Origin of the sequence: Neopusillimonas maritima (genome assembly GCF_003576595.1) — a bacterium.
GTDB lineage: Bacteria > Pseudomonadota > Gammaproteobacteria > Burkholderiales > Burkholderiaceae_B > Neopusillimonas > Neopusillimonas maritima.
Genome location: NZ_NQOU01000009.1, coordinates 1 through 12,871 on the forward strand (window position 1 = coordinate 1; position 12,871 = coordinate 12,871).

General features: G+C 52.2%; 13 protein-coding genes. 10 read left to right on the plus strand and 3 right to left on the minus strand.

Features of this window, described 5'->3' with window-relative positions; genetic code table 11:
• Positions 1 to 78 precede the first annotated feature (78 nt).
• Positions 79 to 282, plus strand: coding sequence for a DUF924 family protein (locus tag CJO09_RS14825; protein ID WP_342772203.1), 204 nt, complete (start codon positions 79 to 81; stop codon positions 280 to 282).
• On the opposite strand, the gene CJO09_RS14830 is transcribed toward CJO09_RS14825, so the two are convergent.
• The gene (locus tag CJO09_RS14830; RefSeq protein ID WP_119443057.1) at positions 279 to 794 is read right to left on the minus strand and encodes a cupin domain-containing protein; all 516 of its coding nucleotides are present in this window, start codon (positions 792 to 794) and stop codon (positions 279 to 281) included. The genes CJO09_RS14825 and CJO09_RS14830 overlap by 4 nt on opposite strands.
• Before the next feature lie 131 nt (positions 795 to 925).
• Between CJO09_RS14830 and pbpG the strand changes: the two genes are divergently transcribed.
• Both pbpG and CJO09_RS14840 read left to right on the plus strand, forming a co-directional pair.
• Entirely contained in the window at positions 926 to 1,759 is an 834-nt protein-coding gene (pbpG, locus tag CJO09_RS14835) for a D-alanyl-D-alanine endopeptidase (protein WP_119443058.1), read from the plus strand.
• A 7-nt stretch (positions 1,760 to 1,766) separates the two neighbouring features.
• Complete coding sequence (locus CJO09_RS14840) at positions 1,767 to 2,546, plus strand: NRDE family protein (protein WP_119443059.1); 780 nt, start codon at positions 1,767 to 1,769, stop codon at positions 2,544 to 2,546.
• On the opposite strand, the gene ypfH is transcribed toward CJO09_RS14840, so the two are convergent.
• Positions 2,540 to 3,283 (minus strand): esterase, encoded by a 744-nt coding sequence (gene ypfH, locus CJO09_RS14845; RefSeq protein WP_119443060.1) that lies wholly within the window; start codon positions 3,281 to 3,283, stop codon positions 2,540 to 2,542. The genes CJO09_RS14840 and ypfH overlap by 7 nt on opposite strands.
• 127 nt (positions 3,284 to 3,410) lie before the next feature.
• Here ypfH and imuA point away from each other — a divergent pair, with 127 nt between their 5' ends.
• From imuA to CJO09_RS14870, 5 genes are read left to right on the plus strand one after another with little or no spacing between them, the layout of a single operon-like run.
• Positions 3,411 to 4,142, plus strand: coding sequence for a translesion DNA synthesis-associated protein ImuA (imuA, locus tag CJO09_RS14850; protein WP_119443061.1), 732 nt, complete (start codon positions 3,411 to 3,413; stop codon positions 4,140 to 4,142).
• Positions 4,108 to 5,442, plus strand: a complete 1,335-nt coding sequence (locus tag CJO09_RS14855; RefSeq protein WP_147404934.1) for a DNA polymerase Y subunit UmuC family protein — start codon at positions 4,108 to 4,110, stop codon at positions 5,440 to 5,442. Before imuA ends, CJO09_RS14855 begins: the two co-directional genes overlap by 35 nt.
• A 14-nt stretch (positions 5,443 to 5,456) precedes the next feature.
• Positions 5,457 to 8,600 (plus strand): error-prone DNA polymerase, encoded by a 3,144-nt coding sequence (locus CJO09_RS14860; RefSeq protein WP_119443063.1) that lies wholly within the window; start codon positions 5,457 to 5,459, stop codon positions 8,598 to 8,600.
• 56 nt (positions 8,601 to 8,656) lie between these two features.
• Entirely contained in the window at positions 8,657 to 9,118 is a 462-nt protein-coding gene (locus tag CJO09_RS14865) for a GatB/YqeY domain-containing protein (RefSeq protein ID WP_119443064.1), read from the plus strand.
• 5 nt (positions 9,119 to 9,123) lie between these two features.
• Positions 9,124 to 9,570 (plus strand): PaaI family thioesterase, encoded by a 447-nt coding sequence (locus tag CJO09_RS14870; protein WP_391523670.1) that lies wholly within the window; start codon positions 9,124 to 9,126, stop codon positions 9,568 to 9,570.
• On the opposite strand, the gene CJO09_RS14875 is transcribed toward CJO09_RS14870, so the two are convergent.
• The gene (locus CJO09_RS14875; RefSeq protein WP_119443066.1) at positions 9,525 to 10,604 is read right to left on the minus strand and encodes an alkene reductase; all 1,080 of its coding nucleotides are present in this window, start codon (positions 10,602 to 10,604) and stop codon (positions 9,525 to 9,527) included. The genes CJO09_RS14870 and CJO09_RS14875 overlap by 46 nt on opposite strands.
• A 146-nt stretch (positions 10,605 to 10,750) precedes the next feature.
• On the opposite strand from CJO09_RS14875, the gene CJO09_RS14880 reads away from it, so the two are divergent.
• Positions 10,751 to 11,404: a potassium channel family protein gene (locus CJO09_RS14880; RefSeq protein ID WP_119443067.1), complete on the plus strand. Its 654-nt coding sequence runs from the start codon at positions 10,751 to 10,753 to the stop codon at positions 11,402 to 11,404.
• 15 nt (positions 11,405 to 11,419) lie between these two features.
• The gene (locus CJO09_RS14885; protein WP_119443068.1) at positions 11,420 to 12,787 is read left to right on the plus strand and encodes a TrkH family potassium uptake protein; all 1,368 of its coding nucleotides are present in this window, start codon (positions 11,420 to 11,422) and stop codon (positions 12,785 to 12,787) included.
• Positions 12,788 to 12,871: the final 84 nt, after the last annotated feature.

Consider the following 12,871-nt stretch of genomic DNA (forward strand, 5'->3'; position numbering starts at 1 on the left):
CGGAGGGAGTAAAAAACGATCAAAAAGTGGCTCCATAATTTCGACAACCGGTGGCTCCAATATTTCGATCAATGACACATGCACAGCGAATCGATCCGAATTCACGAAATCGCAATGGAGCTCTATGACCAGCCAGGGCTTGAAACGAACTTTGAATTCGAAATAAAGCATAAAGAAATACTGGAACGCTTCGGGCGTTATCCGCATCGGAATAAAGCGCTGGGGCGCCCCTCTACCGCCGAAGAAATCGAATTTCTGAAGCAACCCGGATCAGGCTTTTAGGCCTGAACGCCCCCACGAGCGAGCAAGGGCTGAATAACTTCAGCGTGCTGTGGATACTGCACAAGTAAATCATCGGCTTTGGCCAACTCAAACTCAGAAAACTCAAACCCCGGCGCAACAGTGCAACCCAAAAGCGCATAACCGGCCGGTTGCTCCAGTTGCGCGGCAAACCAGCTCCCCGCAGGCACAACAGCCTGGCAAACCGCCTGCGCATGCGCCAAAGGGTGGCCCAAACGATGAGTCTGCAAATCACCATCACCCGCCAATACGTGCAATAGCAAAGGGTCCCCCGCATAAAAATGCCACACTTCGTCCGACGCAATGCGGTGCCATGCCGAATAGGCGCCATTATTCAATAAGTAATAAATAGCGGTGGAACTGCTGCGAACCGCACCATCGGACAAACGCGTGACCTGATCGGCGGCACGATAGGTCTCGCTGTAATACCCCCCTTCGGGGTGCGGCTGCATATTGAGCCCCGTTACCAACTGCTCAACCGATTCTTGAGACATATTTCTTCCTTACGTAGCCAAAAAACCTCAAATATTATTAAAGAAAACCCTATAAGTGACTAAATTTAATGAAAATTTTGTTTTTGTTCTGATATGATTCGGTCATCATCGAAACCCGGCCTGAACTCATTATGCTGCGATCTTTCCACCTACTTTGCACCGCTTTACTGCTTTTGATCAGTGGCTTTACTTTCGCCCCCCCCGTTCAGGCCGATCCTATGCGATCTGAGGCCGTATTTGTTCAAGACTTGAAAAGTACCAAAGTACTCTACGACAAGAACAGTGAAGACACGCGTCCCATCGCTTCCATTACCAAGCTCATGACTGCCCTGATTGTGGCCGAAGCCGGGCAGAATCTGCAAACCAAAATCACAATTAGCGACGAGGATATCGACCGTTTACGCCATTCGCGTTCACGCCTGGCGGTTGGCACAACCCTCAGCCGCGACGACATGCTTTTACTGGCACTGATGTCGTCGGAAAATCGCGCGGCACACGCATTAGCCCGCTATTATGCAGGTGGGCTACCGGCTTTCATTCGGGCCATGAATGATAAAGCCCGGGAATTGGGTATGCGACACACTCGCTTTGTCGACCCTACGGGGCTATCCGCCGATAATGTTTCCACTCCGCGCGACTTAATCAAGCTGCTGGAAGCGGTCAACGAAAACCCACTCATTCAACGTTATACCGTCAATGAACGCCATAAAGTTACGCTGAAAAACGGGCGCTCGCTGACCTATAACAATACCAATCGCCTGGTTAAAAACGATGATTGGGCGGTGCAGTTATCCAAAACAGGGTTCATTAATGAAGCCGGTCGTTGCCTGGTCATGGTTACCCGTATCGACGGCCGGGATGTCGCTATGGTATTCCTGAACTCTCAAGGGCGCTATTCCCGTATAGGTGATGCCGTGCGGGTGCGTAATTATCTGGAAAAAAACATCGATCTGGCCATGCTATAACGGGCCTATGTGTATTGCCTACCTGGCGTTAAACGCCCATCCCGATTGGCCGTTATTCATTGCAGCCAACCGCGACGAATTTCATGCCCGACCAACACTTACCGCCGCACCCTGGATGAACCATCCAGACATCATCGCAGGTAAGGATGAAGTGGCGGGAGGCACCTGGCTGGGCATTAGCCGCACCGGCCGCTTTGCGCTATTAACGAATTTTCGTGACTTACGCCTGCAAGGGCCTGAACAACCCGTTTCGCGCGGCGAACTGGTCAAAAACTTTTTAACCGGCAGCCGGCAGGCCGACACCTACGCACACGCCGTCGCGCAAGAGGGCCAACAATATCAGGGGTTTAACCTTATCGTGGGCCAAGCAGCCCAGGCTGTTTACGTGGGTAACCAAACCGCCAATCCTCACGATGTTCAGCCCCTGGCCTCCGGACGTTATGTGTTATCGAACCATTTACTGGATACGGATTGGCCCAAAACTGAACGCCTGCGCGAGTTGCTGGGACATTTCCCCATTGAGCACCTGGAACGTTCAATTAACCGGGTATTTGAATTATTGAAAGATACAACCCCTGCCCCCGATCATTTATTGCCCGATACAGGCCTTGATCTTGAACGAGAACGTCTTCTAAGCAGCCCCTTCATCATCAGCCCCAACTACGGCACCCGCTGCTCCAGCGTCATTGCCGTTCATCGTAACGGGCGGGCTATCTTCAGTGAGCTAACGTATAACCCGCAAGGCCGGGAAACAGAACGCCACGATTGGCATTGGTCAATTCAGTGAAGGGTTGTTCCGGGCGGCACTGACGATGCAGGTTGATCGGAGGCCATACGCGACTGCAGTTCACTTAAGGCATCTTTCCAGCTTCTTAAGGGTACACAAGTTTGCAAGCGATACACTGCCTGTTTTACCAGCGCTTCATGCAACTCGTGCCCCACTGATGAGGCAATATCCAGCGTTGAGTCGCCCCCCAGGCCGGCCAGTTGATTATGTACACTTTGCATGACTGAACTCGGCACAATGGGATCATTTTCGCCATGCAGAAGATGCAATGTGGTCGCCGGCGGCGCTTCTGTCGGCATGCGGGCATAACAACCAGAGAAAGCAAGCACCCGACCTGCCAGGTCGGGCTGTGCCAACGAGGCTTCAAGCGCAATCGTGGCCCCCTGTCCAAACCCCGCCAAAGCGGTTGCCTCACCGGTAAGTTCGAAATGAGCCTGCACTTCTTGTACATAACGGATCAAATCGGGTAGCGCACGCTCTACACGCCCAATGTAGTTGTATTCACTTAGCTCAGTCTGGTCAAACCAGTGATGAACGGCCTCTTCCGACCGTAAAGGCCCGTATGGCAATACCAGAACGGCTTGAGGAAAAGCTTTCATCAGGTTTTTTTTCAACAACTCCAATTGCGCCGGATCGGCGGCATTGTCGTGCAGTAAAACAAAAAGCTGTTGCGCAGCCTGATGGGCCGGTGCAAAAACCAAGGGCTCGGGAATGGAAGTATCTGAATATTCACTCATAAAGACATGATACGAAAAAACAGCCGGCTTTCATAATGCGTAGCGTTACGCCGGCCGAAAAGCCGAAACGCCGCTTGCATAAATCAATCACTTTATTTACTGTATATATATACAGTAAAATGGAAGCATGAAATCGGTATCTCAAGCCCAGGCGGCCCCCGTTCAAATTCACCCTGCGCTCTGGCGTGCGTCACAACTGGCGCAAGGCCGTCAACCCATTGTGCCAACCGGTTATACCGTACTGAATAATGAATTGCCCGGCGGTGGCTGGCCCAACAGCACATTCATTGAAATACTGCCAACGCAAACAGGCTCGGGCGAAATCAGTTTGTTAACCCCGGCTTTAAAACAGGTTGTGAATAACACCCATAGACGCATCATTATGTTGAATTGCCCCTTTGTTCCAAATTCGCTGTGTTGGCTGCACTGGCAATTAAATCCTAACAAGCTGGTCTGGGTACATCCCAACCAGCCCAGTCAGGTGCTATGGGCGGCCGAACAAATTCTGCGCCACGATGCTTGTGCCGCACTCTTGCTATGGCTGCCCTCACATATTTCCTTGGCTGCTGCGCGCAAACTACATTTGGCCGCACAACGCAGTACTGCACTGTTTTTTGGTCTGGGCCAAAAACAACAGCAACAACGTGCCAGCCCAGCGCCATTACGCCTGGGCCTGCAAAGTGCGCCGAACGGTATTCACATCAGCATTATCAAGCGGCAAGGGCCAACGCATGTCACGCCTTTATTCCTGCCTTTATCCCTAAAGAAAGGGGCATTATTTACCTTCCGGCAGGAAGCCCTTCACCAAACCCTGGGTTCAAACCATGTCGTGTTGGATCAGCCTGTACATACCTCCTGATTCACCGCATTTCCACACGGCCCTGAATTGGTTAATACAGGAAATGCAGTGTTACACGCCGCACATCGCTCTGGCGGCACCACACACGCTTGTACTTAATGTACAAGCCAGTCTGTCATTGTTTAACGGTGCCCGTGCATTGGCCGGAAAACTTCAAGAACACTGTCGTATGGCACCTGTCAGGCCGGTTCTGGCCATGGCACCCACCGCTACGGGCGCACAATGGCTTGCATGGCAAACGGTCACATCACGCCGGCGTATTCTGCAACAATCGCAATTAAACCGGAAACTCAATACATTGCCGGTATCCGTTATTCCACAGGCTCAACCGTATCTGGGCTGGCTGCACGGCATCGCCTGCTATTCGGTTGGCCAGTTACGTCAGTTGCCACGGGCGGGGTTGCAACAACGTACAACACCAGCGCTCATTCAAGCAATCGACGCCGCGTATGCCCGTGCAACTGAATACTTCACCTGGGTTCAGCCTGCCAATACCTGGCAATGCCACCATGAGCTTGCTTATCATGTTCAACAAGCACCCCAATTACAGCCCCCCCTTACGGCACTTTTGGCTCAGGCCTGCCAATGGCTTGCACAACATCGTTGCGCCAGCTCCGTTTTGCATATTTTGCTGCACCATGAAAAAGGCCGTAAAGCACAACCACCTGGTTTTTTAAAAGTATGCATTACGCAACCCGGCTGGCACGCAGACCATTTTCAGGCAGTCTTGCAACAACTTTTATTGAATTTACAGCTGCCTGCTCCGGTTATTGCACTTACCCTACATATTCCCGCCACATGCCCTTTGCCGCAGAACAACACCACTTCGCTTTTTCCCGACCCGGCGCAATGGCAGCAAAACGAAGCCCATTTGTTCGATCTGCTCCACGCCCGCCTGGGGCCCAACGCGATATCAACGCCCAACCCTCAGGCTTTGCACCGCCCTGAACACGCCAATCAATGGCAAAGCACTTCATTACGCCCTCTGGCAACTCAGGGGTATGCACCCTTACCTGCCGAGCCTGCCGGCGGTTGGCCGGTTCGTCCTTTCTGGCTGTACGCCAAGCCCATTGCTCTGGGCATTAGAAATCACCAGCCCGTTTACCAGGGGGAAGTTTTAACGCTTTTACAGGGCCCAGAACGCATTGACTGCAGCGAATGGCTTGAGCCTTACCTGGCTCGCGATTATTTCATTGCGCGTAACCAACACCATATTCATTTCTGGATCTTTCGCGAACATAAAGGCATTCAAACCAAACAGCAAAAAGCCCATTGGTTCCTGCACGGCGTTTTTGCATAAGCCTTGTTTTCATTATGGCAACGTCACACTCAACCTTACCCGATTATGCCGAACTCGACTGCATATCGAATTTCACTTTTCTGAAAGGCGCATCCCACCCTGAAGAGCTGGTACAACAAGCGCACCAAGCCGGTTACAGCGCCTTGGCCCTGGCCGACGAGTGTTCGGTGGCGGGCGTGGTCAGGGCCCACGTAAAGGCGCAGGAATGCGGCTTGCATTTAATTATCGGCAGTCGTTTCCTGTTGCATCAGAACCAACATCGCTGTGGGGAACTGCTGGTACTCGTAACCAATAAAGAAGGTTACGGCAACCTGTGCCAGCTTATTACCCTTGCGCGTAGCCGGGCACACAAAAAAGCCGGCTATCAATTGAATTTGCATGACTTGGTGGCCGGTGCTCCTGAATTTCCGGAAATACGTCATTTGCCGGGCTGCCTGCTTGTTTTTAAGCCCTGGCTGCACCCACCTGAAGCAAACTGGCAGCAGGCCTTAAATACACTACGCACCCTTTTTCAAAGCCGGCTTTGGCTTGGCCTCACCCACCAATTAACCGCCCACGACACTGAACACCGGCAACAACTTACCCAGGCATCACAGCATTGGCGTGTTCCCCTTGTGGCCTTGGGACAGGCCGACATGCACAAACGCTCCAGACGCTTGTTGCATCAGTTATTAACTGCGATCCGGTTGGGTAAAAAAATTGAAAATTGCGGCTACGCCCTACCCCAGAATGCCGAGCATTATCTTCTTCAACGTTTCCAGCTTGGGCTGCGTTTTACCGCCTCATCTTTGGCGCAAACCATTCACATCAGCCGACAATGCCAATTTTCCTTGAATGAGCTCCGCTATCAGTATCCAAGCGACACAATACCTGCAAACAGTCATCCGGCCACACATCTGCGCGAACTCACTTACCAGGGCGCAAAGCAACGTTATCCCAACGGCATACCCAGCAACGTTCAGCAACAACTGGAACACGAACTGGGTATCATTCAACAACTTGAATATGAGGCTTATTTTTTAACCGTACACGATATCGTCAAGTTTGCCCGCTCACGCAACATTCTGTGTCAGGGGCGTGGCTCAGCTGCTAATTCAGCGGTCTGCTATTGCCTGGGCATCACCGCAGTCAACCCCGCGCACAGCAATGCCCTGTTCGCTCGCTTCATCAGTGTCGAACGCAATGAACCACCTGATATCGACGTAGACTTCGAACACCAGCGCCGGGAAGAAGTCATTCAATATATTTATGAACGTTATGGGCAACATCGGGCGGCCTTAACCGCCGTGGTCATTACGTACCGGCATCGCAGTGCTTTGCGCGACACCGGTAAAGCATTGGGTTTTGATGCCGATATCATTAACCAGGTATGCCGGTCTTGCCGCTACTGGGATAAAACACAAACGCTCATTGATAAACTGGCTGAGCAAGGCCTCGACCCTAACTTGTCTCGTGTTCAGGCCTGGGCTTTTTTAGCGCAATCATTACTGGGGTTTCCCCGTCATTTGTCGCAGCATCCCGGCGGATTTGTGATCGCCAATCAAACCCTGACCCGACTGGTGCCTGTTGAAAATGCCGCCATGCCGAATCGTCGTATTGTTCAATGGGATAAAGACGACCTTGATGCCATGGGCTTGCTGAAAATCGATGTACTGGCTCTAGGCATGTTATCGGCATTGCAACAAGCCTTGCAGCTGTTAAGCCAAAAATATCAACACCCCTTCCCCTTACACCGTATTCCTCAGGAAGATAAGGCAACCTATGACATGATCAGCCAGGCCGACACCATCGGCGTTTTTCAAATTGAATCCAGGGCGCAAATGAGTATGCTGCCACGTCTGCAACCACGTACCTTTTACGATCTGGTCATTCAAATTGCCATCGTAAGACCAGGCCCCATTCAGGGCGATATGGTGCACCCTTATCTACGACGACGCCAGAAGCGGGAACCGGTTCGGTACCCCAACCCGAAAGTGGAACATATCTTGTCGCGCACACTGGGCATCCCGATTTTTCAGGAGCAAGCGATGCAATTGGCCATGACCGCCGCCGGCTTCTCCGCCGACGAGGCCGATCAATTGCGTCGCGCCATGGCCGCCTGGAAACGCAAAGGCGGCATCAATCACTTTCGGCCCCGTTTAATCAGCGGGATGTTGTCACGTGGATACGACAGCCACTTTATTGAATTGATTTTGCGGCAACTGGAAGGATTCGGTGAATATGGATTTCCTGAAAGCCATTCCGCCAGCTTTGCCAATTTGGCCTATGCCAGCGCCTGGATAAAATGTCATGAGCCCGCCATTTTCCTTGTAGCCCTGCTGAACGCGCAACCTATGGGGTTCTATGCGCCCAGCCAATTGGTGCAAGACGCCCAGCGTCATCAGGTCACTGTTCTACCCATCGATATCCAACACAGTCAATGGGAAAGCACTTTGGAAACGCACGCATCATCGCAGGTCGTCAGATTAGGGCTACATCTGGTAAAAGGGCTAAGTCGTGATGCAGGTCGGCGCATAGAGTCGGCCCGGAACACCCCTTTTTCCTCCATCCATGATCTGGTTACCCGGGCACGGCTTACCCGTCATGATACTGAGGCACTGGCGCAGGCCGATGCTTTAAGTAGCCTGGCCGGCCACCGTTACCAGGCACGCTGGGCCGGCGCCTTGCTACCCACCCACGACTTACTGCAATATGCGCCTGTTCTGGAAGACAACACCCCCGTTTTTACTCCTCCAAACGAAGGCGAGGACGTACTAAGCGACTATACCGCTACCGGTTTAACTTTGCGGCGACACCCTGTCGCACTATTACGGACGCATCCCGAACTGGCTCGTTTTACCCCTGCCAAAAGCTTGTTTCAACATTATCCCAACAAACGTCTGGCACGCGCCTGTGGCCTGATTACCATTCGTCAACGGCCGCAAACCGCAAACGGGATCATTTTTGTCAGCATTGAGGATGAAACGGGTATTGTGAATGTTGTCGTCAGGCCGGCCCTGGCCCGAAAACAGCGCTCTGAGTTACTGGACTCCCAATTACTGGGCGTCTATGGCGTATGGCAACGTCAAGAAACAGTCTGTCATTTAATCGCTCATCGCCTGGTGAATTTGAATCACTTAATTCAAGGCTTAACGATAAAAAGCCGCGACTTCCATTAACGCGCGTGCAAGCCGTTAAAATACCCCCTTCGTCAACCCATCTTCAGGAAAAGACCATGAGCCGCTCGCTCAAGCAAGACCTTGCCGACAACATCAAAACCGCCATGAAAGCCAAAGAAAGCGCCCGCCTGGGAACACTCCGCTTTCTACAAGCCGCCGTTAAGCAAAAGGAAGTCGACGAACGACGGGAGCTCACCGATGCCGAAATTCTCGCTATTATTGAAAAGCAAGTGAAACAACGGCGAGAGTCAATCGCTGCTTTTGAAAAAGCCGGTCGCACTGAAACCGCTGCTCAAGAACAGGCTGAACTTGCCGTTTTGCAAGAGTTTCTGCCCAAACAAGCCGCTCCGGAAGAAGTCAATGCCGTCATCGAGAAAGCCATTGCCGAAGTGACCAGCCAAGGTATTGAAGGGCCGGCGGCCATGGGTAAAGTCATGGGAATGGTTAAATCAGAACTGGCCGGCCGGGCCGAAATGGGCGCCATTTCTGCACAAGTTAAACAAAAGCTTGCACCATGACCGACCTGTCGAAAGAAAGCGTGGACTACTTCGGACTGAATATACCGTTTATGCAGTGTATTGGTCTGCAGCCCGAAAAGTTTTCCCCGGATCTCACACGCACACGTCTGCCCTGGCGTGCCGACTTAACCAACAGCCGCGGGGATATCCACGGCGGAACACTCATGAGTGCGCTCGATCTTACGCTTAGCGCAGCAGCACGTGCCAACGACCCGTCAACCAGCATGGCAACCATCGACATGGCCACGCATTTTCTTGCTCCGGCGACCGGCAATGTCGTTTTCGAGGCCCGCTGCCTGCGAATGGGAAGGTCAATTGCTTTTTGCGAAGGTCGGGCGGTGGATGATCAGGGTAACGTTCTGGTTACAGCCACTGCCACGTTCAAAATTATATGGCCGCGCCCCGATCAGGCAGCCTCTTCATCACAACGCAACGGTTCCAGCGCCGGATAATCAATATATCCGCCGGCCCCTTCGCCATAAAAGGTTTGCGTCACCGGCTCATTTAACGAGGCCTGCCTACGGAATCGGTCAACCAGGTCGGGGTTGGCTATGAAGGGGCGTCCAAAGGCAACCGCATCGGCCCGACCCGACGCAACCATTGCGTCAGCCGTGTCAAAATTAAAGTTCTCGTTGGCAATCACCGGCCCACCGAATAATTCTTTTATTTTCGGTAACAGGCTATCGGGCCCTTCACTTTCGCGAACACATAAAAACGCCAGGCCTTGTTGGCCCAAGGCTTCAGCCACATGAGAAAACAACGCGTGTGGGTTGTCATCACCCATGCTGTGCGCATCCCCTCGCGGCGACAAATGCACCCCCACCCGGCTGGACGGCCAAACACTGCAACAGGCTTCCACAACCTCCATTAAAAAGCGGGCCCGATTCTCCACCGAACCGCCATAATGGTCTGTTCTGCGGTTTGAATGATTGTGCAGGAACTGGTCGATAAGATACCCATTGGCCGCATGAATTTCCACGCCGTCAAAGCCCGCTTCGCGTGCGTTGCGCGCCGCCTGCATAAAATCGGCAACAATGCTTGTAATTTCCGCTTGATGCAGGGCCCGCGGTGTGGCGTATGGCCGTTTGGGCCGCAATAAACTAACATCGCCTTCACAGGCAATGGCGCTGGGGGCCACCGGAATTTCGCCGTTGAGCAACTCCGGGTCGGATACACGCCCCACATGCCACAACTGCAAAATCATTTTTCCGCCGTGCGCATGAACCGTGTTGGTAATGCGTTTCCAACCTTCAATTTGCGATTTACACCAGATGCCGGGGGTGTTTAGGTAACCCACCCCTTGCGCCGAAACGGACGTGGCTTCGGAAATGATTAAACCCGCCGCGGCCCGCTGGCAGTAGTATTGACGCATGAGTTCGTTGGGAACCCGGTTCGGCGCTGCACGCGTTCGCGTAAGCGGCGCCATAACGATACGATTCTTTAACGCAAGACCGCCCAACTGGACAGGCTCGAAAAGACAGCTCATACACTCAACCCGATAATGGTTTACCCTAATATCATGAAATTAACACAAATTGAAAAAAGACACACTATTTATAGGGAATAATGAGATATTCGTTCGCTTCGAGCTGACTGACCACTTTACAATGGTCAGATAAACAAGGGGGAGAAATGGGGCAATTCGCCGTCATCGGCCTGGGTCGGTTCGGATCCGCAGCCGCGCTTGAATTAATGAAACTGGGCCACGATGTCATTGGTATTGATTCCAGTGAAAAACTGGTTAATAAATATGCCGATCAGCTTAGTCGAGCCGTTATTGCCGACGCCACTGACCGAAAAGCCATCGATGAACTTGCCCTGGATGGCTACGATGTCGTTCTGGTCGGCATCGGGGCAGATCTCGAATCCAGCCTGCTGTGTGTTGTCCACTTAAAAAGCGCCGGTGTAAAAAGAATATGGGTCAAAGCCACATCGCGAGCCCATCACACTATTCTTAGCAAGCTGGGAGTGGAACGGATTATTCATCCGGAAGACGAAATGGGGGTGCGAGCCGCCCAAACCCTAAGCTACCCCATGGTGGATGACTACATTTCTCTGGGCAACGGCCAATTCGTCGTTGAAGTCCATATTGGCGAAACGCTGAATAACTCAGAACTCAACGATTTCCTGGGTGCTCAGCCCGAAAAAATACATGTCCTGCTGGTCAAACGCAAAGCGGAAATCTTCGTGCATCCCGCCGACGATTTCACTTTGCAGACCAAAGATGTCATGGTGTTGGCAGGCCAACTTGATGCTTTAAAACTTATCGCCCCGGCCTTAACCTGAAAATAATCAGCCTGCATGCGACACTGGCACCCACGACACACTCTCTACACCTACCGGCGCGTAAAAAAAACGGGGCGCATCAATGTCAGCCCGCCCCTCGTTCTAACCGCAGGCTTTGCCATACTCAGCCTTATTGGCATGGGGCTGTTGTTATTGCCTTTTTCAACACACCAAGGCGTTTCTGCGCTTGCGGCGCTATTCTCCGCCGTTTCCGCCGTCACCATTACAGGGTTGACAACGGTTGATATCGGCACCATCTACACACCCGTCGGCCAGGCCATCCTTATCGGGCTCGTGCAAATTGGCGGGCTGGGCTTTGTCACGCTCTCGGTTACCGCGGCATTGGCATTGGGTAAGCGTATTAGCTTGCAACACCAGGCCCTGGCTCAGGAAGCATTCAACCAAACTAGCGTTTCCACCGTCAGGCAAATTGCTTACGCCATTATCAAAATAACCTTTGTTATTGAAATAATCGGTATCGCCGTCTTTACACTTTGGTGGTGGCAAAACACCCCTTTTCTGCAGGCATTGGGTCAGGGCATTTTTCATGGCATTTCCGCGTTCAACAACGCCGGTATGTCGATCTCAACCACACAAATCATCGACTACGCCGGCGACCCCGTTATTATTCTGGGCACAACCCTGCTCATTATCCTGGGCGGGATCGGATTCTCCGTCATTCACGACGTGCGTCAAAAACGAAATTGGCGCCGGCTTATGCCATACACACGCATTGTGATTCTTGGCACACTGGCGTTGAACATAATCGGTTTTTGTTTGATTTGGCTTATGGAACGCAACAACCCGGCGACCTTCGCCCCGTTAAGCATAGGCGATCAAGCGCTGGCGGCGTGGCTGCAAACCATTACCACCCGAACTGCAGGTTTCAATAGCGTCGCCATAAGCGAGCTGAATGACAGCACCACCGTCTTGATGATGCTTTTCATGTTTATTGGCGGCGGATCGCTTAGTTTGGCCAGCGGGATAAAAATAGGCACCTTCATTGTTTTAATGGCTGCGGCTCGGGCCTATATATTCCAACATACCCAACCCACATTGTTGAACCGCGCCATCTCTGAGGATACCGTTCAAAAATCATTAGCACTGTTGCTGGTAACGTCATTATTGATCTTCTTTGCCACGCTGCTGATGACCCTCTTTGAGTCTGCGCCCTTCATCAGCATTCTGTTCGAAGTGGTTTCGGCGATAAGCACAACGGGTCTAAGCCGGGACTTAACGCCGACACTTTCACCGGCAAGCCAGATTCTGGTTATTTTGTTGATGTTCGTAGGCCGATTAGGGCCGCTCGCCCTCATATACAGCCTAAGCGCCCAACGCCGCGGCCACATCCGCTATCCTGAAACCACTTTCCAAGTGGGGTAAGACATTTCTTTTTTTTGTCACACAGATAACGCGCTTTAACAAGCGCGTCACACTGTCACGAAATAATAACGAGAATTCATACCG

What these genes read in the sequence shown, in the direction of transcription:
- CJO09_RS14825 (WP_342772203.1), top strand. Translation starts at nt 79, where the DNA reads ATGCACAGCGAATCGATCCGAATTCACGAAATCGCAATGGAGCTCTAT.
- CJO09_RS14830 (WP_119443057.1), bottom strand. Translation starts at nt 794, where the DNA reads ATGTCTCAAGAATCGGTTGAGCAGTTGGTAACGGGGCTCAATATGCAG.
- pbpG (WP_119443058.1), top strand. Translation starts at nt 926, where the DNA reads ATGCTGCGATCTTTCCACCTACTTTGCACCGCTTTACTGCTTTTGATC.
- CJO09_RS14840 (WP_119443059.1), top strand. Translation starts at nt 1,767, where the DNA reads ATGTGTATTGCCTACCTGGCGTTAAACGCCCATCCCGATTGGCCGTTA.
- ypfH (WP_119443060.1), bottom strand. Translation starts at nt 3,283, where the DNA reads ATGAGTGAATATTCAGATACTTCCATTCCCGAGCCCTTGGTTTTTGCA.
- imuA (WP_119443061.1), top strand. Translation starts at nt 3,411, where the DNA reads ATGAAATCGGTATCTCAAGCCCAGGCGGCCCCCGTTCAAATTCACCCT.
- CJO09_RS14855 (WP_147404934.1), top strand. Translation starts at nt 4,108, where the DNA reads ATGTCGTGTTGGATCAGCCTGTACATACCTCCTGATTCACCGCATTTC.
- CJO09_RS14860 (WP_119443063.1), top strand. Translation starts at nt 5,457, where the DNA reads ATGGCAACGTCACACTCAACCTTACCCGATTATGCCGAACTCGACTGC.
- CJO09_RS14865 (WP_119443064.1), top strand. Translation starts at nt 8,657, where the DNA reads ATGAGCCGCTCGCTCAAGCAAGACCTTGCCGACAACATCAAAACCGCC.
- CJO09_RS14875 (WP_119443066.1), bottom strand. Translation starts at nt 10,604, where the DNA reads ATGAGCTGTCTTTTCGAGCCTGTCCAGTTGGGCGGTCTTGCGTTAAAG.
- CJO09_RS14880 (WP_119443067.1), top strand. Translation starts at nt 10,751, where the DNA reads ATGGGGCAATTCGCCGTCATCGGCCTGGGTCGGTTCGGATCCGCAGCC.
- CJO09_RS14885 (WP_119443068.1), top strand. Translation starts at nt 11,420, where the DNA reads ATGCGACACTGGCACCCACGACACACTCTCTACACCTACCGGCGCGTA.